The organism is Streptomyces ipomoeae 91-03 (assembly GCF_000317595.1).
GTDB lineage: Bacteria > Actinomycetota > Actinomycetes > Streptomycetales > Streptomycetaceae > Streptomyces > Streptomyces ipomoeae.
Genome location: NZ_AEJC01000270.1, coordinates 1 through 20,569, shown reverse-complemented (window position 1 = coordinate 20,569; position 20,569 = coordinate 1). Strand labels below are relative to the sequence as shown.

The following is a 20,569-nucleotide window of genomic DNA, read 5'->3' as shown; positions in this document are numbered from 1 at the left end:
AACGGCACCGTTTCCGGCCGTGAAGTGTCCTGATGGCGCTGCCGGTCGCGCGTGGGTCCTGTGATGGACGGGCGTGGTGCGCGGACTGCCCGGCTGGGCGCTCCGGCCGAGCCCAGCGCACCGGTTCTCACGCGGCAGGAGCAGAACCCCGACGTCACTCATTGTGATGACGATCACTGGCTCGGCGGCTACCGTGAAGGGGCAGGCCCGAGAATCCCGTCCATGGGAGGAATCATGACCGCCGAGCCCATCGCCGAGCCGACCGCCGAGCCCGGCTGCCGCTGGCCGGTGCCGCCCCGGGACGGATACACCGTGGACGACCTGTTCACGTTGCCCGACCTCCCGCCGCACACCGAGCTGATCGACGGGAGCCTGGTTTTCGTGAGTCCGCAGCGGTATTTCCACAGCACGATGATTGACCTTCTGGTGACCGGCCTGCGCCGCACGGTCCCCGAGGACATGAAGGTCGTGCGGGAAATGACCATGGTCCTGGACCGTCGCAACGGCCCCGAACCCGACATCTGCGTCGTGCGTGCCGAAGCCGTCACCAGCAGGGAGCAGACCCGCTTCCAGGCCGCCGACGTCCTGCTCGCCGTCGAAGTCGTCTCCCCCGACTCCGAGGCCCGTGACCGCGACACCAAGCCTCACAAGTACGCCGCCGCGGGCATCCCGCACTTCTGGCTGGTCGAGCCGAGCGGCACGAACAAGCACCCGGTCGTCCGGACCTACGAACTCGACCCCGTGTCCAAGGCGTACGCCTTGACCGGCACCCACCGTGAGCTGCTCAAGCTCGGCGTCCCGTACGACATCGACATCGACATCACCTCGGACGCACTCGACGCGCTCTGACCGCCTCACCCCAGCCCGACGACTCCGCCGCCCCGGCGGGCGGCCCCGAACTGGCCGGGCGTGGGGCCATGACGGCGAGCCTCCCGCTCGCGGTGTCGGTTCACGACATCCCGGACCTCGGCTCGGGCACCCTCGGTGTTCATCAGCGAACGTTCGCTGAACCGCATGCTCGGGCCGATGCCCACCCTCCGCGAGCCCCATGCCTGAGTACAAAAACCCATGCGCTCCGCTTGCCCCCGACACCACACTGTCACAGCAAATAGTTAAAGTTGTTGATGGGACGCTGACTTGCGGGGAGGGCAGTGATGCTGGACGGCGGCGGATCGGGCGGCACGACGGAATCCTCGTGGTTCTCCGGAGTGTGGGACGCCGCACGGGACATGGCTGCGGACGTGGCGACGGAACTGTCGTCGTTCCAGGCGTTCCAGAAGCGCATCGACCAACTGATCAGCGACCTCAAGGACTCAGACGCCGGCCCCGGCAAGGTGGGCCAGGACCAGCTCGTACGCGCCCAGTTCGGCGGCGGCAACGGCGAGTGGGCGGAGGCGGCAGGCCTGTTCACCGCGTACGAGACGGTCATCACGGAGCTGGAGAACCTCTCCAAACTCCTCTCCGACTCCATGGAGGGCATGGGCATCGCCGTCATGGCCTCCCACAAGGGCTACCAGAACATCGACCTCGACATCCGCGACCGCATGGTGGCGATCAGCACGGAGACGACGGAGCACTACGGCGGGGCGTACGAGCCGCAGCTGCCGAACCAGGGTGAGAGCGGGGCGGGCCCGAAGGGATCGGGTCAGTCGGCGAATTCGGACCAGGTGCCGTCGGGCGGGGACTCGGGAGGCACGATCTGATGCCGGGCGGAATCTTCGACAACATGAGCCACGAGCAGATGCTCCAGTGGCTCGACCAGGCGAACAGCGGCACGGTCCAGGCCGCCGCCGACCGATTGGCGGCGGCAGCCAAGGAGATCCACAAGATCGCCGACGAGCTCAAGGTCCGCCCCCAGCGGGTGGAATGGAAGGGCGAGGGCGCCGACGCGTTCCGCACGTGGACCGCAGACCTGGCCAACTCCACCCTCCGCCTGGGCGACTTCAGCGAAAGCTCCGCGAAGTGGCTGGCCCAGGCCTCGGACGCGATCGCCCGAGCCCAGGCGGCGATCCCGCGCACGGCGGAGGGCGCGGAGGCCAACCTCGTAGCCGCCGCGTCGGCCCCGAACGACCCCGACGCGGACACGATCTCCAAAAAGTCCTCCGACGAACTCGCAGCCCTGGCAGTCAACAAGGAGAAGGTCCGCCAGGAAGCCGCCGACGAAATGATCAAACTGGGCCAGGCGTATGAGTTCTCAGCGGTACAGCTGAACGCATTGGAGAGGCCTAAGTTTCCGCCGCCGCCGGAGGCTGTTCTGCCGCCGAACAGGGATTCAAGTCGGGACAGCCCCGTTTACGTTCCGGACAGTTCCGCTCAGGGAAGTGCTTCTGGCGGCGAAGGCGGTGTGTTGGATACGCCCCAGAGCCGGGACGCCGTCACTGATACGTCTGATGACGTCAGGCGATCGTTGGGTACGTCCCCACGAGAGCGTGTCGAGATGACAGAGGACAGGCCACCGACGCGAATGGGCATCGACTCGGTCGAAACGCTGCCGGACAAGCAGACGGCGACGCCACCGGTCGGGGGCCCGCCCAGCGGAGGGCGTGTCGAGGGGAGTGGAACCACTCCGCAGACGAATCTGATTCCCTCAGTACCCGGTGGTAACCCGAGATCGCCTGTCGGCGGACCACCCGCGCAGGGGCGGGTCACGGCGACCGGCCGTGTGCCTCAAATGCCTAGCCCAACGGGCCCTTCTCCGAACCCCTCACGTGTGCCAGGCGGTACCGGCATCATCGGCGGGCGTCCGGTAACACCCCCTCTGGGTGGGCAGACTGGCGCGGTCCATCGTGGAACCGTGGTGGGAACACCGAGTGCTGGTGGCCGCTCTCCCATTGGCCCTGCGACCGGTGCTTCAGCCAACTCAGGGCGGATGATTGGTCAACAAGGGCAGACACCAGGTCGTAGCGGGGCGCCGGGCGCTGGTGTCATCGGGGGGACTCCACATCGGATGGGCCGCGCAGGGCTTGGACCTGGCGGCTCGGGAGGGACGGCCGGATCCGGTGCGATCAGCGGCGGTACTACGCGGGGCGGCGTGATCGGTGGTGCGTCCAGCACGGCTCGAACCAACGAGAGCGGAGGCATGCATGCCCCCCGCGGGAGTCGGCGCACGTCTTCAAACACGGACAACAGAAGAGAACAGCAGTCTCGCTCGGCTGAAGACGAAGAGGCCCGACGGCAGCGCAACAGCCGTACCGTGCCACCGGTCATCGACTGACGCGTATCCAGGAATGGAGACAGCGCATCTCATGCACGCCATCAGCCTGTGCCACGGGCGCCAACGTGTTGCGGCAACGGCGATACTCGGTCTGCTCCTGGTGGGAGCTGGGGGAACACCGGCCTACGCGGAGTCCGTCCGCGACCAGCAGTGGTACCTCGATGCCATGAAGGCCGAGCAGATGTGGCAGACCAGCACCGGTAAAGGCATCACGGTCGCTGTCATCGACACTGGGGTCGAGCCGACCGTCCCCGACCTCAAGGGCCAAGTCTTGTCAGGAAAGGACTACGCCGATGGGGAGCCCGGTGACGAGCACACCGACTATGAGGGACACGGCACGGGAATGGCCGCGCTGATCGCCGGGACCGGCGCTTATAGCGGTGGCCAGGGATCGATGGGGCTCGCTCCTGGTGCGAATATTCTACCGATCCGCATGCCCAGGGCCGAGGCAGCTGCCAACGGGGCTGATGCCAGCAGGCGGTTCAACGAAGCCGCGCCGAAGGCGATCCGATATGCAGTGGACGAGGGCGCGCAGGTTGTCAATATCTCGATGGGACATACCTCGGGTTCCCCACAGCTTACGGAAGCTGTGAAGTATGCCGTGGGCAAGGGAGTGTTGATTTTCGCTGCCGTTGGTAACAGCGGTGACGAGTCGAACCGGCCCGAGTATCCAGCAGCCACCCCTGGTGTGGTCGGGGTGGGCGCGGTTGGCAAGGATCTACGCAAGACCGCCGAATCCCAGCATGGTCCACAGGTGGACATGGCCGCTCCCGGTGAGGACATGGTCGCTGCCTGCATGGGCGGGACCGGCTTCTGCAAGTCCCACGGCACCAGCGACGCCACAGCAATCGCCTCCGCCAGCGCCGCCCTCATCTGGTCCAAGCACCCCACCTGGACCAACAACCAGGTCCTCAGAGTCATGCTGAATACCATCGGTGCCCCCACCGACGGTGCCAAGCGAAACGACTCCATCGGCTACGGCATCGTCCGCCCCCGCATCGCCCTGCAGAACCCCGGCGACCCGGGCCCAGCCGATGAGTACCCGCTCCCGGACCTCGCGGCGGCGGCCTCGGCCTCACCATCCCCCGAGCCGTCGACAACCGACGCCGCCGATTCCCCGGCAAAGGACGAGGACGCCGAGGAGACGGCCTCCGAGACCAAGGACGGCAACCTTCTGTGGAATGTCGTGGGCGGCGTCGCCGTAGCATGCCTCGGCGGAGTAATCGCAGCCTTCGCCATCGCCCGCAAACGCCGCGCCGCGAACGCCACAGCACCGCTTCCGACAGCCACGTACATGCCCCCGCCGGGACAACCCCAGTACCCGGCACACCGGTTCCCGTCATCCCCGCACTCCCCGGACAACAACGTCCCACCTGGCCGAGGCCTTGGCCCAACCTGAGGTTAAATGCTCCATCCTCCTGGTTGCAGATACGGACGATTCACTGGGCGATGAGGCGTGCACTTGCGCGAGCTTGCCGAGTCGGTGGAGGTGGTCAGCCGCTGGGAGATCGGCGACCCGGATGCGCCCGCCTTGACGCAGCGGGTGACTTTTTCCACCGTCGTCGGTGACATGCGCCGTGCACTTGTCCAGTCCCGGGTGTACCTGTCCATATCGGACATCGAGGACTCGCACAAGCGCGCAGTGATCCGGCTGGCGCTGACCGCAACGGCGGCTCAGCACGATGCCGTCGTGGGAGCTTTCCAGCACCTTGTGCGCACGGTGCGTCCAGGTGTCGGAGCGGAGGAGTAGCGGTGGGGCGCTTTTGGGACAAGTTCACGGGCACTGAGTACCCGGACAGTGGTGTCGTACCGCTGTCCGCCGCGGAGGTCCGATCGGCGTTGCTCGCGCTGAACGGGGCAGAAACGCCGTTCCGCGTACGCAACGCCCTCCCTGCGGAGAAGGCCGACCTGGTGGCGGAGCGCCGCATCAAGGAGGTGGGTGTCACCCTCAAGACCCGGATGCGTTTGGACCCGAAGAACCGCGAGGTGCGCACCCTGACGGAGCGGTGGGAGGCCTCGTCGCCTGACCACTCCGGTGGCCGGTACGGCCGGGGGCAGATGACCACGGTGTACCGGCAGTGGGAGTATGAGCGGGGGGCCGATGGCCGCCGGCGCAAGGTCGAGACGTTCCGCTTCGACACGCGGGACATGAGGATGCCCCTTCTGAAGACGGTCCTGAGCGCGGGATGGACCTGGCGCGGAGTGCTGTTCAGGTGGTGACCCGCTATCTCCGCTCCGGTGTTGTCGTCGAGGGAGTAGGTGAATGGTCAGCCCACGAGATGCACCTTGTGGACTGACCGGCGCATGACTGAGATCGCGATCAGCGCAGTCTGCTCCCAGTTCGGTGACCTTGTCCGCTGTGCGGCCCGCAGTCGCGAGATCGTTACTCTCACCGGTCATGGCGTGTCGGCGCTCTCATCGTTTGCCGGGAAGTCGGCGGCGTCGGTCTTCGAGATCCCCTATTACCTGGGTGGGATAAGAAGCGACGCGGCGACGGCCTCCGCCTCCGATGACCGGCATTCTTCTGCGGATCGTGCTGGCTGGCGCGGCAGTCACCCTTCCGAGGGGAGCAGCTGCAGCCTTCGTCATCATCCGCAAACGCCGTATTGCGAACGCTGTGGCACTGCTCCCGATAGCCACGTACATGCCCTCGCCGGGATAACTCCGGTTCCCGGTACCGCTGATCTCGTCTCTCCCTACCTCCTCCCATACTGCGGACGACTACGTCCCTCCTGGCCCAAGGCGCCTGCGTTCTCCGTGCGATGGTGGCGCGGGCGATGGTGTCGGCGAGTACGATGATTGTGCAAAGCGAAGACCGGTCGGCACCGTACCCCCCTCCATCCATACGGGGCAGGGGTACCCCTCCTGACCGAGGCCCGATCGCCGCTGACCGTAGATATCCAGCCCAGTGGTTGCAAGTGCGAATGGGGTGTGTGATGAAGGAGCGCTACCGTGCCCCTGAACCACGGCAGCGTTGCGACCGCATGCATCAATTCGTCGGGCTGAGGTGCGACGGGAAACGGGAGGACATCGAGCATGGCGTGGGACGAGTGGGAGCAGCTGAAGTCCCAGGCGGAGCGGCAGTCGGCGGGGATGCGGCTGAACCAGTTGGAGGCGAACGGCGGGTTGTCCAGCGGTTCGAGCTCCGGCAAGTACGGGGACCTGAAGGTGAGCCAAGGTGACCTGGCGAAGATCGGTGAGCACGCCTTCGATCTCCACGGGAAGCTGTGGGACAAAGGTCGCAGCGCCTTGTCCAGCAGTGACAAGGCCGCAGGTGACCTCTCGAAGCAGGGTTTCGCGCTGGGCGGCGGGCTTCAGCATGTGTCGACTCGTTGGGAGGAGCAATTGACCTCACTCCGGGACGCGTGCGCCCATATCTCGAACCACATGACCGTGTCGAAGAAGATTCACTCGGGCGATGATCACTACATCGGCAGGAAGCTGAGCAGTATCGACACCCTTGACGCCGGCTTCGACGAGCGAGTTGGACAGCCTGGCCCGAAGAATCCGGTGTACGGCGAAGCAAGTAAGCACGGTAAGAAGGACGACTGATGGATCTCGACGCGCTTCGCTTCGCCAACTTCAAACTCCTTGACGACGCCATCGAGGACTGGTCGACCATGGTCCGTGATCTGGCGGACCTGAAGGAGTCGGCCGACAAGGGTCTCAGGGGCGCAGCGAACAAGGCCAACTGGACCGGTGAGAACGCCACGGTCTCCAAGGAGTTCGTCGGGAAGACGGCCGGTGAGTTCGAGGACGCGTATACGCAGGCCGAGTCCATCCGGAACATCCTCAGGGACACGCGCGGAGAGCTGAAGAGGTACCAGGAGAAGCTTCAGGCCGCCATCGACCGGGGTCTGAAGAAGAATCTGACGGTCACTTCCACTGCGGGTGGAGGCTTCACTGTGACGATGAACATCCACCCCGACCACGCCGCCAAGGGAACAACGGTTCCCGAGCACGACGCGAACGATGTAACCGCGCTGCGCGACGAGGTGCAGAAGATCCTTGATGATGCGACGCAGAGCGACAGCTCCGCCAGCAGGGTTCTCAAAGCGCTCGTGGACCAGACCGAGCTCGGCTTCTCGGACGCGAGCTACAAGAACCGGGACTCTGCGGCAGATGCCCTCAAGCAGGCCGACGAACTCGCCAAGTTGGCGAAGAAGAGCCCGGAAGACCTCACGGAGAAGGAATTCGACAGGCTCAACCACGGGCTCAAGAAATACGCGAACGACGACCTGTTCGCCACGGAGTTCGCGACGAGTCTCGGGCCCCGGGGAACACTGGACTTCTGGACCGGCGTCAACGACCCGAACGGCCCCAGGGATTTGCGTATCGGGCGGTCGGATCAGTTCGACGATCTGCAGAAGAACCTCAGCCTCACGCTCGCCAACGCGAGCCAGAGCGACACGGCCGGTATGACCGAGTGGAAGAACACGATGGTCGGCCTGGTCGATAAACCAGTCGGCCGCGACGGCGGGTTCCCCCTCGGCGGCCAGGTCATGAGTAACCTCATGCGGTGGGGCGACTTCGACGACAGGTTCCTCAATAGTTACGGCGACAAACTCATCGAGACCGAGAAGAAGTTCACCAGCAACGGTAGACACGGCGCCTGGCAGCGCACAGGCATGGATCCGTTGCTCAACCACACCGGAACCGATTCCGGCTGGGACCCGATGACCGGGTATCTGAAGGCTCTGTCCAACAACCCGGACGCAGCGACTCAGTTCTTCAACGACACCTTCGTGACGAAGGACGAGGACCACGACTTCACCGAGCAGAAGGATGGCAAGGAGGCCAAGAGGACCCTCACCAACTTCGACTACCTCTTCGAGGAGCGCGACTGGCCCCAGGAACTGGACTCCGAGGGTGAGGACAGTATCGCCGGCCGCAACAACTTGGCATTGGCCCTGGAGGCGGCAACCACAGGACATCCTGCCGGTGAGCTACCGACGGCGGACACACCAGCCCACAACGAAGGCCAGGCCAAACTGTTCGAAAGAATTGTGTCCTCGATCTCGGAGGATAATTCGCGCCTGACCGGGAATAACTATATGTCGGATAGTATGGGCCAGATCGCCTCTGAGTATCTTCCCGATATCAATCGTGCGGCATCCGACGTGGATCCGCATCCGGACAGGGGAGACTGGGACGGGAAGCAGGCGTGGGAACGAATCCAGAACCTATACCCCGTCGCCGGTTCGTCTGCTGAAATGGATCACCGTGACGTCTCTCGGTTCCTTTTCGCTATCGGCCAGAATCCGGAAGGGTACGCGGCAGTTGAGGTTGGGCAAAAGAGCTACATGGCCAGTCTGATGGACTATCACCTGAACCCGAACCTTCCGGAGAGCCAGCGCCCGCACCATGATCTGGAACTCACGGTTCGGGCCATCGCCAATCAGTCGGGCGAGGTGTCCGGAACTTTGTCCATGGGGCGTAACGAAGCTGTCGCGGCCGCAGCATCTGCATCGGATGAAGAATACGACCACGCGGTTACCCAGTTCAAGAATTTCGTGTCGGGCTATGTTGGAACTGGAATCGGAATCGGCACCTCCTTCATTGCCACTCCTGCGGTCGGAGCGGGAGTCGGAGGCGCCGCCGGAACTGTGACCAGCATGGTGTTGGAGCAAATTTTTAAGGATATAGAAGGGACCGCCAAGGACGATGCAGGTCCTAAGATGGGAGAAAACTGGGAAGATGGCCAGGACGGCAACATGAAATACACGCGAAGGGCCGCATCAGAAGCTGCAAGAGCTCACGGCCTCGCATACCCAGGTGACGTGGCCAGTTGGGCAGAGGACGCATCTGGCAAGGGATTCGCGGAGGCTGGAATCTATATGCGCCAGGTAGGCCCTGAGCTCTTGACTGAGATCTAGTATAGATTGCCTGGATATTTGGCTCTGGATCTCTTGTCATCCTTATTTATCTAAATCGCACGAGAGAGGATTTGCGATTGTCGGCTCGACGATTTATGGGAATATCGATGGTGCTTGCGCTGTTCGGTGCTCTCGTCGCCTGCTCGCGTTCGGTGGAGGAGAGGGAATATGCGGTACCCGAGGCACTGTGTGGAATCTCTGTAGATCGTGACCTCATCTCTAAATTCCTTCCATCGGGAAAGAGGATTGATGTCAAGGAAAAGAAGCCGGTGCCGAGCAGGAATCGCTGCCAGGTGAACATCGATGGAAAAGTGGCACTGGTAATGAGTAAGGAGTGGCGAGAGCGGGGGGAAAGTATCAACTATGTAGCGGGTACTCATTCCCGGATTGACTCGACTGATTCCACAGATAACGGTACCTACGTCTACTCAGATACTGGCGGGGTGGGGCGAGTAAAGTTCTGTAACAGATCAGCTCGCTCTGAGCGTGTCTTGTACACCGTGGTGCAGGTGTATGCGACCGGCATGGAAGACAAATCGTCCATGAAAAGCCTCATTATGGCATACACCAAGGCCGTTGAGCGTTCGGGCGCATGTCAATGATGTAGTCGCCGCCGTACGGAATTGCAGATCTAGTTGTGTGGTTCGGCTTTCTGTGAGCCCCTTCACGAATATGGCGAAGGAAGCTGCAGAGATAGTAATGGTGTCCCCGCATGCAACCTTCGAGTCTTATATACGGGCCCGAGCTCCGAGGTTGGCGATCTCGATACACTCGTTAATGCCGGTGAATTCTCCTGAGCTTGTGACTGCTATCTGACGCTCCGCCGCCGATTTCATTGGCATGCCAGAGGCGGCCCTGTATATCGTGTTCCGTCGCCTCTCGTCGTCCGAATTGAACGAGAGGACCTATAGATGTTTTCCCGACGAATTAGGGTGGCAACAGTCATGCTTGTGGCCCTGGGGTGTATCGTCGCCTGCGGTGAGTCTGCAGAGAAAAAGGAATAGTCTGTTCCCGGGGCCCTTTGTGGTGTTTCGGTGGACCAGGATCTGCTATCAGAATTCCTTCCGGCAGGGAAGGAGATCGACGTAAAGGAGAAGAGTCCGGCACTCGGCATAAAGCGCTGCCAGGTAACTGTCGACGGCAAGTTGGCGCTGATTGCAAGTCAGGAGTGGTGGGATCAAGGAGATAGTATCGTCGATGTTGCCAGGGCCTATCCCCAGCTGGAGTCGGCTCGGTTGGGAGAGGGGGACACCTATCTTAATTCGGCCAATGGTGGAGTTGGGTGGGTAGAATCCTGCGCAAGGGCAGATTATCCTGAAAAATTCTTGTATGCTGCGGTGCAGATTTATACAAGGGACATGGAAGACGAGCCTTCCATGAAGAAGTTCATCACGGCATATGCGAAGGCTGTTGGGCGCTCGAGTGAGTGCCAATGACGTCAAGTAGGCCCCTTATGGCTCATCGTTGGGGGCGGGTGTAAGGGTTATTCTTCACGTTGCTGACAAATAGGTGGAAGGCGCTGGTGCCTATAGCAAGTGAGCCTTGGAGCAGCGACTTGGAGTCACGTATCCTGACCAGTGGTGGTGCGTATGCCACTTCGACGCACTCATTGTTCACTGCGCTGTAGCTGCTCCTGAGCCAGCCTGCTGTCGCGAGCTGGGCGGCGGTTGGTGCCTCGCTCATCTGGTGAACTCCTCTCGTGCTGCGGCCAGTAGCTCAAGGCTGGCCGACGTGTCGGCCGCTTGTGAACGCAAGTAGTCAAACATGAGTTTGTAGCTCTGTACCTCGGTAGGGGTGTCGAGGTAGAGGCCCCGTTTGTGGAGTTCGAGGTAGACGACGTTCATGCTGCTGAGCGGGTCGTCCTCGCTGTCCCGTCCGAGGACGAGGAAGTGGCCGCCGGAGCCGGCCGCGTGGGCGCCCGTCGTGAAACGGAGTACCTGGATATCCACATTGGGGCGTTGAGCCATGGCATGGAGGTGGTCGATCTGTTCGACCATCACCTCCGTGCCGCCGACGAGCCGCCGGAGCACCGCGTCGTCGAGGACCACCCAGAGGTGCAGTGCGGGTGAACGTTCCAGGATGGCTTGGCGTTTGATGCGGGCGTCCACTTTGCTCGCGATCACGTCCGCTTCAGTGCGGACGTCCTGTGCCTCGTGCAGTGCGAGCGCGTAGCGCGGGGTCTGGAGTAGTCCGGGTACCAGTGCGTTCGCGAAGACATGTTCATACGTGGCAACGTCTTCGAAGGACATCAGTGGATCCATGACCTCTGGCACGGCTGGGTGGTCCATCCACCAGCCGTCGTCCAGGTTCCGAACGAGTTCGACCAATGTGTCCCGTTCTTCGGCTGTGGCGTCGCAGGAGTCGGCAAGTGCCCGCATCGTGGGTACTCGCAACTTGGCGCGGTCCTGCCATGTCTCGTACCGGTTGACGGTTCCAACGGATACGCCTGCGCGCTTGGCGACCTCGGACTGCGTGAGGTTCACCCTGGCGCGAAGTGCCTTGAGTGCGCGGGCGATCTGCATGCGGCCGGCGGGGCCTGCTGATCCTCGTACGGTCACAGTGTCTTCTCCTGCTCGGCCGTTGTCGGTATGGGCTTGCCTGCCCCCGGAGCCAATAGGCGCAGAGCGTACGCAGCGCTGCGTCTACATCTCTGCGCGGTTCACTGGATCGAGGTAGATCCTTGCATGTAACTATCGATAGTTGAAATTCAATGGCACGGTTCTCGATGGGTACACCGAGTGCTTGCGTCCGTTCGTTTGCGGGCTGCTGTACCACCATGCCGAAGGAGCCGACATGCATCTCTGGATCAGGCGACTCATGGACTGGGCAAGGGCGTTCATCGCACCGGCCGGTCGTCATCGCATCGGGCGGCTACCGTCACCCTCTCCACCGTCGCCGCCGCATCCTGTTCACCGGCCTCTCATCGCCCCCACCGTCCAACCCTGGTACGAGCCCATCGACGGCGCCTCCACCCGCCTCGTCCGCCCCTACCTCGCGGCTCACGAGCGCGAGGAGAAGGCCCGGATTCAGCGGCTGCGTCGCGACACCCTGTGGTGTGCGACGTATGGAGTGGACCTCGACAACCGCGACATCCACGCCTGGTTGGAGGCGGTGTGACCGGCGACGGGGGCGAGACCCAGGTAAGGCTTCTGCCCTGGACGGGAGCGCGCGGCGGGCCTTGCCTGCTTCTCACGGGCGGCGACGGGCCCGTCTCTCGGCTCGCTGATCGGATCGAGAACGAGAAGCCCAGGCTCGCGGACAGGTTGTCGAGCCGTGCGCGAGACGACTTCGGCGCGCAGGGGACGGAGTCTGAGGGCGCGGAACTCGGCTTTCCGGCCCTCCGGTTGGCTGACGCGCTTGCGAGCGCGTTGCTCATCACCCGGTCGGGTGACACTCGTTGCGAAGCATCAAGGCAAGAGCCTCCGCCTGGCGAGCAGTTGTCGTCGTCGGAGGCGGAGGCGGAGGCGGAGGCAGAGCGCGAGACTTCTCCGTGTATGAGGCCCGTCGAACGCTGGACGTTCGGTCTTCTCTCATTGCCCGGCACGGATCTTGCTTCCGCGAGTGCTGCTCGCCGCTACGTGCGCGACATGGCTCGGTCGTGGGGGCTGACGCCGGATGCCGTGGACGGTCTGGAGACCGTCGTCGGCGAGCTGGCGGCCAACGCCTTGGAGCACAGTGACAGTGACCTCATCACTGTCACTCTCGTACTCGCCGCCGCGGTGGCCATCGTCAGCGTCACCGATGCAGGTCCAGGCCGGGAGGCCGCGGCAACGATGCCGCTGCCTCGGATGCCAGGACATGAAGAGGAACGAGGGCGTGGCCTGTTGATCACTGAGGCCTTGGCCGCTCGGTGGGGGCGACGACGGATGGGCAACGGACTGACGGTCTGGGCCGAGCTTGTCGTCGAGTCTCCGGGGAACGCTGTGAACGGCTTGCCCCGCTCGGGGCGCGGCGAGCGCTCATCTGGCTCGGGGAGCTCGCCTTGACCTGCCGCGCTGGTGGGGCGGCTGTCGGGGGAATGAACTGTCCACAAGGTGCATCTTGTGGAATGGTCGGTCCATGACTGAGATCGCGGTCAGTGCGGCCCGCTCCCAGCTCGGTGACCTCGTCCGCCGTGCGGCCCACGGTCGCGAGACCATCGCTCTCACCGACCACGGACATGTGGCCGCCCTTCTCGTCTCACCTCAGGTGATAGAGGATCTCGAAGACGCCCTCGCTCTCGCCGACTACCAGCGGCGCAAGGCCGAGAACACGCTCGAAGAGGGCATCCCGCACGACGAAGTCGGACGGACGCTGGGGCTGCGACCGTGACCTACCGCATCATCTGGGAGCCGGGCGTCACGGACGCGGCCGTGCGGTTCCTCAAGGACGACCCCGTGGGCCTTGCCGCCGTCCACCTGGATCCCCTCAACCGTGTCCGCCTCACCCCAACCGCTTCGTCAGCGTGTACTCCGTGATCCCCGGTGGGTAGTCCGGGATCGCGCACACCACCTCGTAGCCCAGCTTCTTGTAGAACTCGGGGGCCTGGAAGTCCCAGGTTTCCAGGCGGGAGGACTGGCAGCCTCGGGTGGTGGCCAGGTGTTCCGCCTCTGACAGCAACCGTGACCCCAGGCCCGCTCCCCGGTGGGGTTCGTCGACCCAGAGGTACGTCACGTGGAGCCAGGTCGTCCAGGTGTGGCCCACCAGGCCGCCGGCCAGTTCGCCCGCCGCGTCCATCGCCCAGACGTGGAGGGGGAGTTCGCGTTCACCGGGGGTCCCGCGCAGGGCCCGTAGCGTGGGGGAGGCCGCGGTGTTGGTGGCGCGGAGCCGGGAACGCAGCAATTGGCTTCGTTCTCTGTCGACTTCTGTCTCAATACGAAACATGTGGCACACCATAAACGTGCTGGCCAATCAGTTCTGCGAATTACCTTCCGCTCGTGCCCCCCGGCCTTACCCTGATGAACAGCACCGGTGGGGCCGGTGCTGATCAGGGGGCGAGACAAGTCGGGTACGACGCCCGAAGTGGGGGTAGCGGTTCAGCACGGCGGCGGCCGTGTGGACGCGGCCCCGTCCCAGGTGTAAACCGGGGAACACTCCGGGCGTCGTATCCGCGCCGGCCGTCCCCCGACCAGTGGGGGTTTCAGTGGTTCGCATCCGAGTCCTGGTCGTCGACGACCACCGCATCTTCGCCGAGTCGCTCGCCGCGGCCCTCGCCGCCGAGCCCGACGTCGACGTGTCCGCGGCCGGCAGTGGCCCCGCCGCGCTGCGCTGCCTCGAACGCGCGGCGACGGAGGGGCGGAAGTTCGACGTGCTTCTGATCGACGCCGACCTGGGGGCCCAAGCCCCCGGCGTGCGCCCGACCACCGTACCCACGCCCACGCCTCCCACACCCACGCCTCCTACGCCCGTGGCCGCAGTGCCCGGGACAGGGGCCGGTCACGGGCAGGGCGGTCACGGCCACGGCCCCGGGCCCGGCGGCCACGGCCACGGATACGGCTCCGGCCCCGGGCAGGACGGCGGCGACGACGGACTCGTCGACGGCATATCGCTCGTCGCCGGAGTGCGCTCGGGGCAGCCGAGCGTACGGACCGTCGTACTCGCCGAGAAGGACGATCCGCGCCGGGCCGCCCTCGCGTTGCAGGCCGGAGCGTCCGGGTGGGTCGCCAAGGACTGCTCGCTGTCCCGCCTGCTCACCGTCATCCGTGGGGTGCTGCGGGACGAGACGCATCTGCCGCCCGCGCTTCTCACCGGCGTGCTGAGGGAGTTGACCGCAGCCCGCAAGCACCGCACGGAGAGCGAGCGGCTCGTGGAATCCCTCACCCCGCGTGAGCGGGAAGTGCTTCGATGCATGGTGGCAGGGCTGGGGCGCAAAGCCGTCGCCGAGCGCCTGTTCCTCTCCCCGCACACCGTCCGCACCCATATGCAGAACGTCCTCGGGAAGCTCGGTGTGCACTCCACCCTCGCCGCCGTCGCGCTCGCCCGCCGCGCCGGTGTAGGGCCCGTCGACCTAGCCGGGGATGTTGTCGAACGGGGCGGTCAACTGGCGTAGCAGGCCCGCCAGTTCACCTCGCTGGGCGTGCGACAGCTCGCCCAGGATCGCCCGCTCCTGGTCGAGGAGCCCGGCGAGCGCCTGGTCCGCCCGGTCCCGGCCCTCCTCCGTCAGCCGTACCAGCACGCCTCGGCGGTCCGACGGATCGGGCAGACGCTCGACCAGGCCCTTCTTCGTCAGCCGGTCGATACGGTTCGTCATCGTGCCCGAGGTCACCAGCGTCTGGGTGAGTAGCTGACCCGGGGAGAGCTGGTACGGGGTCCCGGCGCGTCTCAGCGCGGTCAGGACGTCGAACTCCCACGGCTCCAGCTGATGCTCGGCGAACGCCAGCCTGCGGGCACGGTCCAGATGCCGGGCCAGTCTGCTCACCCGGCTGAGTACTTCCAGCGGCTCCACGTCGAGGTCGGGGCGCTCCCGGCGCCACGCTGCGACCAGCCGATCGACCTCGTCCTCCATGACGATCAGTGTAGTGGTTGTGTCGACGTGAAGTCTCTTGATGTCAAGTCTCTTGACGTCGAGATGAATGCCCGGGGAAAGTGGTGCCATGACGACTCCCAGCTGGGATCCCGCCCAGTACCTCCGCCACGCCGGCCACCGCGCCCGCCCCTTCGCCGACCTCCTCGCCCGCATCCCGGAACCGCCGTCGAAGACGCCCCGCATCGTCGACCTCGGCTGCGGCCCGGGCAACGTCACCCGGCTCCTCGCCGACCGCTGGCCCACCGCGCACATCACCGGGTACGACAACTCGCCCGAGATGCTCGACAAGGCCCACACGGAGCACGAGGGGCCCACGCCGGGCGGTGGACGCCTGGACTTCTCGTACGCCGACGTCCGTACATGGGCGCCCGAGGGCTCGTACGACCTGATCGTCAGCAACGCCACGCTGCAGTGGGTTCCCGGCCACCTCGACCGGTTCCCGGCGTGGGTGGACGGGCTGGCCGCCGGCGGCTCGTTCGCGTTCCAGGTGCCCGGCAACTTCGACTCGCCCAGCCATCTCCTCATGCGGGAGCTCGCGCGGTCGCCACGGTGGCGGGGGCGGCTCGGTGAGACCCTTCGGCACGACGACGCCGTCCACGCACCCGTCGACTATCTGACCGCGCTCGCCGACCTCGGCTGCGAGGTCGACGCCTGGGAGACGACGTACGTGCATCTCCTCCAGGGCGAGGACCCGGTGCTCGACTGGGTGAAAGGGACGGGACTGCGCCCGATCCTCACCGAACTCGGCCCGGACGCCGAGCCGTTCGTGGCCGAGTATCGGAAGGCGCTCCGCGCGGCCTATCCGGCGACCGCGCACGGAACGCCGTTCCCGTTCCGGCGCGTCTTCGTCGTCGCGCGCAAGCCGGAGGGGGCCGGGGGTCGGTGATCGTCGCGGTCGATCATGTGCTGCTCGCCGCGCCGCCGGGGGCGGAGGAGCGGCTGCGGGCGTACTGCGTCGACGTCCTCGGGATGGTCGAGATCGCGAAGCCGCCGGTGCTCGCCGCGCGGGGCGGTTGCCGGTTCCGGGCGGGGGAGGCCGTGCCGCACCTGGGGTGGAGGAAGCCCCCGCCGGAGGCGCTGATGGGGACGGTGTGCCGCCGAAGAAGGCCCATCCCGGGGTGCGGGTGAGTGGCATCGAGGGGTGCGCGGCTCGTCCTGCAGGGTCCGGGGCGCCGGTGACCTGGGATGACGACCTTCCGGGGTGCCGACGCTTCTGCTCCGAGGATCCGGTGGGCAATCGACTGGAGTTCCTGGAGCCGGTCTGAGGGGGCGCGGACGGTGTTTATGTTGTGCAGAATGTTGACGGTCGATAGTTGTGCGCCTACCTTCGCGGTGTTGCTCGGCGTCCGGGCCGGGCCGGGCCGCCCCGGTCGTACGAGGACTGTCCCGCCGTACTCTTGGCCGCTGTGGAGGACGAGATCCTGGACGTCGGCGTCGTCGGAGTGCCGCAGTCGCGGCCGCAGTCGCTCGTGCTCGCGTTCTTCGGCAACCATGTGCTGGACCGGGGCGAGGGGGATCTCGGGGTCTACTCGGGGAGCATCATCGATGTGCTCGGGCGGGTCGGCACCGGGGAACAGGCGGTGCGGTCGACGCTGACCCGGATGGTGAACCGGGGGCTGCTGCGGCGGCAGCGCGAGGGGCGGAAGATGTTCTTCGGTCTCACCCCGCACGCCCGCGACATCCTGCGCGACGGCGGACAGCGCATCTGGCGCGACGGCGCCGTCAACGAGGGCTGGGACGGCACCTGGACCCTCCTCGGCTTCTCGCTCCCCGAGTCCTGGCAGCGCCAGCGGCACGATCTGCGCTCCCGGCTCACCTGGTCCGGATTCGGGGCGCTGTACAGCGGGCTCTGGATCGCGCCGGGGCGGGCGGACGTACGCGAGATCGTCTCCGAGCTGGGGCTCGACGCCCATGTGAAGGTCTTCCACGCGCGCGCCGACGAGTTCACCGACATCGGGCTGATGATCAGGGAGAGCTGGGACCTGGAGACCCTCGCCGCCCGGTACGTCGCCTTCGACCGGCGCTGGAGCGCCGCGGACCTCGCCTCCGCCGACCCGATGGCCACCCGGCTGCGGCTGGTCGCCGAATGGCTGCGCATCATCCGCACCGACCCCCGGCTGCCGGTACGGCATCTGCCCGCCCAGTGGCCGGCACGGCAGGCCCAGGAGACGTTCCGCCGGATCGCGGAGCGTACGGCCGAACCGGCGGCACGGATGGCGACGGAGGTCCTGCAGACCACGCCACTGCGGTCCGCTCCGCTCGAAAAGGCGTAGCCGAAAACGGAGCTGCTTACTCCGGCTCACGGCCGCAGTTGCCCTGCCTCTGCTTCCATGCCGGTGATGCCTCTGGTGCCGGTGTGGCTGATATTGTTCTTTGGCTTTCCTATGTGAGGGCTATATTCTCTGTTCACTTTTTGTTGGCTTCGGTGTTCGGGCCGGGGAAGCGGGGGAGGGGCTGTGACCAGGGGGGATTCGGATCAGTGAGCATCTGTTGAGCCACCCGGCGCGCTTGGCGGGATTTGTGATGCGCGTCACTTAGGATTTCCGGCGTTCGACCGGGCTTCACGCCGTGCGTGATGCGCCATGCGCGATGTGCCATGCGTGATGTGCAATGCGTGTGCGTAATCGTGACGAGCCGTGCGTGAGGGAATGCGCGCCCATGCATATCCTCCCGTCTTTCCCGGTCGGTCGATTCCTGCTGCGCCCATTCATTCGTTCATTCATTTACTCATCCTTCATTGCCGACCATGCATATCGCCGTGCCCGCACACAGCCCCGACCGAACCGACAGGGGGCGCGGGTGCGATGCCGCCCGGCACCGGGCGGTCTCCAGGGGGAAACACACGTGAAGATCGCATTCCTGATCAACAACGCCTACGGCATCGGCGGGACCATCCGCTCGACGGCGAACCTCTCGGCGGCCTTCGCCGAGCGGCACGACGTCGAGGTCGTCACCGTCCACCGCTCCCGGGACGTACCCGCGCTCCCGTTCGACCCGCGGGTACGCCTGACACCGCTGATCGAGATGCGCGAGGACAGCCCCGGCTACGACGGCGACCACCCGCTCACGAAGCTGCCCGGCACGATGTTCCCCTACAGCGGGGCCACCGGGAACATGGACTACACCGCCCTGCAGGACGAACGCATCGGCGCCTTCCTCGCCCGTACCGACGCCGACGTCGTCATCGCCACCCGACCGGACCTCAACGGCTACCTCGCCCGCGACGGCCGCCGCGGCTACCTCCGCATCGGTCAGGAGCACCTCAGCCTCGACCAGTACCGGGAACCGCTGCGCACCAACCAGAACAACGCCATCGCCGGCCTCGACGCCTACGTCACCGTCTCCGAGGCCGACGCCGCCCAGTACCGCGCCGCCCTGCCCGACGTCTCCACGACCATCGTGTGCGTCCCCAACGGCGTCCAGACGCCCGCCGTCGAACGGTCCTCCCTGGACTCCCGGGTCATCGTCGCCGCCGGCCGGCTCATCCCCATCAAGCGCTACGACCGGCTCGTGGACGCCTTCGCCAAGGTGGCCGTGGAACACCCCGGCTGGACCCTGCGGATCTACGGACGCGGCCCGCAGAAGGAGAACCTGCGGGAGCAGATCGACCGGCTCGGGCTGCACGACCGGGCGTTCCTCATGGGCGCCGTCTCCCCGATCGAGACCGAGTGGGCCAAGGGCGCCGTCGCGGCCGTCTCCTCCGACATGGAGTCCTTCGGCATGACCATCGTCGAGGCCATGCACTGCGGCGTCCCGGTCGTCGCGACCGACTGCCCGCACGGCCCCGGCGAGATCATCACCCACGGCGAGGACGGACTGCTCGTACCGCTCGACGGAGACGTCGACGCCTACGCCGCCGCGCTGAAGCGGATCATCGCCGACGACGAAATGCGCGCACGGCTCGGCGCCGGGGCCCTGAAGAAGGCCGACAGCTACGCCCCCGCCGCCATCGCCCGCCGCTACGAAGCCCTCTTCGCGCAGCTGTCCAAGTCGTCCCGGCGCCGCAGATGGGACAGCGCGGCCCTCCTCACCAGACTCACCCGCGCCGCCGGCCGCAAACGCCCCGCGACGGCCCCCGCCACCGCCGACGACACCGCTCCCGTCCCGACCGCGCACGCCCGCGCGACCGCCGACGGCGGCGTCACCGTCCTCCTCGACCCGGCCGAGCTGCCCTCCGGCCCCCTCGACTTCATCGCCCGCCTGCGCCACGACCCCGCCAAACGCGAGGTCCGCGTCCCGGTACTGCCGACCCCCGACGCCCCCGACACCCGGGCCCACGCCACCCTCCGCCGCGCCGAGCACACCCTCCCCGAAGGCCGCTGGGACTGCTACGTCGCACCGCGCGGCACCAACAAGCGGGTACGGCTCACCGTACGGCTGGTGGAACAGGCCGAGCTGGTCGGACGGGCGCCGGCCGTCGACCGGCGGGGCGTCAGCGCGTGGATCCCGTACCCGACCGTCGACGGGTTCCTCGCGCTGCGGACATGGCTGCGACCCGCCTACGCCGAGGTCGACACGGTCGAGGTGGGGGCCGGGACGGTGACTGTCACCGCCACGCTGTACGCCGTCGCTCCGCTGGGGGAGGACGCCGTGGTACGCGCGGTGTCACGGACCGACTCGGCGTACGACTTCTCCGTGCCGGTTCGCTCCGAGGGCGAGCGGGGCGCGCGGTTCACCATTCCGTACGCCGAGGCCATGGCACGGCGGAGCGTCGAGCACGATCTGTGGGACCTGCGGGTGGTGCCCACGGCGGGAGCGGAGGCCGTCGCGGTGGGGCGGATCGGTGGCGATGTGGTGGAGCGGAAGAAGACGGATCTTGTGCCCGCGCAGGAGTTCGAGCACTTCGAGCGGGGGCGGACGCGGGTGAAGCCGTACTTCACCGCGGGCAACGAGCTGGCGTTGAGCCTTCGTGATGTGGGGGAGGTGGGCTGAAGGGCCCACCGGCTCGGGGAGTGGGGTTCCTTGGCGAGTGCG

20 protein-coding genes and 3 pseudogenes are annotated in these 20,569 nt (G+C 65.9%); 18 read left to right on the top strand and 5 right to left on the bottom strand.

Annotated elements, in window-relative coordinates; genetic code table 11:
- The first annotated feature begins 234 nt into the window (after positions 1-234).
- Positions 235-849, top strand: a complete 615-nt coding sequence (locus tag STRIP9103_RS17710) for a Uma2 family endonuclease (protein ID WP_009313926.1) — start codon at positions 235-237, stop codon at positions 847-849.
- Between the two features lie 5 nt (positions 850-854).
- Here STRIP9103_RS17710 and STRIP9103_RS17705 read toward each other — a convergent pair whose 3' ends face one another.
- Positions 855-992 (bottom strand): hypothetical protein, encoded by a 138-nt coding sequence (locus tag STRIP9103_RS17705; protein WP_158696885.1) that lies wholly within the window; start codon positions 990-992, stop codon positions 855-857.
- Between the two features lie 162 nt (positions 993-1,154).
- On the opposite strand from STRIP9103_RS17705, the gene STRIP9103_RS17700 reads away from it, so the two are divergent.
- The 8 genes from STRIP9103_RS17700 to STRIP9103_RS49950 all read left to right on the top strand — a co-directional run bounded on the left by STRIP9103_RS17700 (position 1,155) and on the right by STRIP9103_RS49950 (position 10,526).
- On the top strand, positions 1,155-1,703 hold the full coding sequence (locus tag STRIP9103_RS17700) for a hypothetical protein (protein ID WP_234022227.1): 549 nt from the start codon (positions 1,155-1,157) through the stop codon (positions 1,701-1,703).
- A 1,542-nt stretch (positions 1,704-3,245) separates the two neighbouring features.
- Positions 3,246-4,613: a type VII secretion-associated serine protease mycosin gene (gene mycP, locus STRIP9103_RS17695; RefSeq protein WP_100243931.1), complete on the top strand. Its 1,368-nt coding sequence runs from the start codon at positions 3,246-3,248 to the stop codon at positions 4,611-4,613.
- Positions 4,614-4,676: 63 nt separating this feature from the next.
- Positions 4,677-4,964 (top strand): hypothetical protein, encoded by a 288-nt coding sequence (locus tag STRIP9103_RS17690; RefSeq protein ID WP_009313935.1) that lies wholly within the window; start codon positions 4,677-4,679, stop codon positions 4,962-4,964.
- A 2-nt stretch (positions 4,965-4,966) separates the two neighbouring features.
- Entirely contained in the window at positions 4,967-5,434 is a 468-nt protein-coding gene (locus STRIP9103_RS17685; RefSeq protein ID WP_009313932.1) for a hypothetical protein, read from the top strand.
- A gap of 816 nt (positions 5,435-6,250) precedes the next feature.
- Complete coding sequence (locus STRIP9103_RS17680; RefSeq protein ID WP_009313919.1) at positions 6,251-6,766, top strand: hypothetical protein; 516 nt, start codon at positions 6,251-6,253, stop codon at positions 6,764-6,766.
- Entirely contained in the window at positions 6,766-9,090 is a 2,325-nt protein-coding gene (locus tag STRIP9103_RS17675) for a DUF6571 family protein (protein WP_009313907.1), read from the top strand. The genes STRIP9103_RS17680 and STRIP9103_RS17675 overlap by 1 nt, the downstream gene beginning before the upstream one ends.
- 107 nt (positions 9,091-9,197) lie before the next feature.
- Positions 9,198-9,692 carry a hypothetical protein gene (locus tag STRIP9103_RS49955; RefSeq protein ID WP_141595870.1) on the top strand — a complete coding sequence of 165 codons (495 nt, stop codon included), beginning with the start codon at positions 9,198-9,200 and terminating at the stop codon, positions 9,690-9,692.
- Positions 9,693-10,124: 432 nt separating this feature from the next.
- Positions 10,125-10,526 carry a hypothetical protein gene (locus STRIP9103_RS49950; protein ID WP_141595869.1) on the top strand — a complete coding sequence of 134 codons (402 nt, stop codon included), beginning with the start codon at positions 10,125-10,127 and terminating at the stop codon, positions 10,524-10,526.
- Between the two features lie 22 nt (positions 10,527-10,548).
- On the opposite strand, the gene STRIP9103_RS46605 is transcribed toward STRIP9103_RS49950, so the two are convergent.
- Both STRIP9103_RS46605 and STRIP9103_RS17670 read right to left on the bottom strand, forming a co-directional pair.
- Positions 10,549-10,773: a DUF397 domain-containing protein gene (locus STRIP9103_RS46605; RefSeq protein WP_078613948.1), complete on the bottom strand. Its 225-nt coding sequence runs from the start codon at positions 10,771-10,773 to the stop codon at positions 10,549-10,551.
- A complete protein-coding gene (locus tag STRIP9103_RS17670) occupies positions 10,770-11,612 on the bottom strand; it encodes a helix-turn-helix domain-containing protein (RefSeq protein ID WP_048820472.1) in 843 nt (280 codons plus the stop codon). Before STRIP9103_RS17670 ends, STRIP9103_RS46605 begins: the two co-directional genes overlap by 4 nt.
- 271 nt (positions 11,613-11,883) lie before the next feature.
- On the opposite strand from STRIP9103_RS17670, the gene STRIP9103_RS17665 reads away from it, so the two are divergent.
- From STRIP9103_RS17665 to STRIP9103_RS17655, 3 genes are all read left to right on the top strand, one after another.
- On the top strand, positions 11,884-12,207 hold the full coding sequence (locus STRIP9103_RS17665; RefSeq protein ID WP_009313903.1) for a hypothetical protein: 324 nt from the start codon (positions 11,884-11,886) through the stop codon (positions 12,205-12,207).
- Positions 12,204-13,076, top strand: coding sequence for an ATP-binding protein (locus STRIP9103_RS17660; RefSeq protein WP_048820471.1), 873 nt, complete (start codon positions 12,204-12,206; stop codon positions 13,074-13,076). Before STRIP9103_RS17665 ends, STRIP9103_RS17660 begins: the two co-directional genes overlap by 4 nt.
- Before the next feature lie 73 nt (positions 13,077-13,149).
- Positions 13,150-13,401 carry a type II toxin-antitoxin system Phd/YefM family antitoxin gene (locus tag STRIP9103_RS17655; protein WP_009313902.1) on the top strand — a complete coding sequence of 84 codons (252 nt, stop codon included), beginning with the start codon at positions 13,150-13,152 and terminating at the stop codon, positions 13,399-13,401.
- A 111-nt stretch (positions 13,402-13,512) separates the two neighbouring features.
- Here STRIP9103_RS17655 and STRIP9103_RS17650 read toward each other — a convergent pair whose 3' ends face one another.
- Positions 13,513-13,953, bottom strand: a complete 441-nt coding sequence (locus STRIP9103_RS17650; protein ID WP_009313939.1) for a GNAT family N-acetyltransferase — start codon at positions 13,951-13,953, stop codon at positions 13,513-13,515.
- A gap of 259 nt (positions 13,954-14,212) precedes the next feature.
- On the opposite strand from STRIP9103_RS17650, the pseudogene STRIP9103_RS53115 reads away from it, so the two are divergent.
- Both STRIP9103_RS53115 and STRIP9103_RS53110 read left to right on the top strand, forming a co-directional pair.
- Positions 14,213-14,434 (top strand): annotated as a pseudogene (locus STRIP9103_RS53115) (helix-turn-helix domain-containing protein); the annotation flags it as partial.
- Between the two features lie 138 nt (positions 14,435-14,572).
- Positions 14,573-15,118: pseudogene (locus STRIP9103_RS53110) on the top strand (LuxR C-terminal-related transcriptional regulator); the annotation flags it as partial.
- Here STRIP9103_RS53110 and tamR read toward each other — a convergent pair.
- Positions 15,077-15,574, bottom strand: a complete 498-nt coding sequence (gene tamR, locus STRIP9103_RS17640; RefSeq protein WP_048820470.1) for a MarR family transcriptional regulator TamR — start codon at positions 15,572-15,574, stop codon at positions 15,077-15,079. The pseudogene STRIP9103_RS53110 and the gene tamR sit on opposite strands and share 42 nt — an antisense overlap.
- Before the next feature lie 88 nt (positions 15,575-15,662).
- Here tamR and STRIP9103_RS17635 point away from each other — a divergent pair, with 88 nt between their 5' ends.
- The 4 genes and pseudogenes from STRIP9103_RS17635 to STRIP9103_RS17620 all read left to right on the top strand — a co-directional run bounded on the left by STRIP9103_RS17635 (position 15,663) and on the right by STRIP9103_RS17620 (position 20,527).
- Positions 15,663-16,481 (top strand): trans-aconitate 2-methyltransferase, encoded by an 819-nt coding sequence (locus tag STRIP9103_RS17635; RefSeq protein WP_009313911.1) that lies wholly within the window; start codon positions 15,663-15,665, stop codon positions 16,479-16,481.
- Positions 16,478-16,860 (top strand): annotated as a pseudogene (locus STRIP9103_RS17630) (VOC family protein). Before STRIP9103_RS17635 ends, STRIP9103_RS17630 begins: the two are co-directional and overlap by 4 nt.
- Before the next feature lie 141 nt (positions 16,861-17,001).
- Positions 17,002-17,868: a PaaX family transcriptional regulator gene (locus tag STRIP9103_RS17625; protein WP_009313937.1), complete on the top strand. Its 867-nt coding sequence runs from the start codon at positions 17,002-17,004 to the stop codon at positions 17,866-17,868.
- 571 nt (positions 17,869-18,439) lie between these two features.
- A complete protein-coding gene (locus STRIP9103_RS17620) occupies positions 18,440-20,527 on the top strand; it encodes a glycosyltransferase (protein WP_009313929.1) in 2,088 nt (695 codons plus the stop codon).
- Positions 20,528-20,569 lie beyond the last annotated feature (42 nt).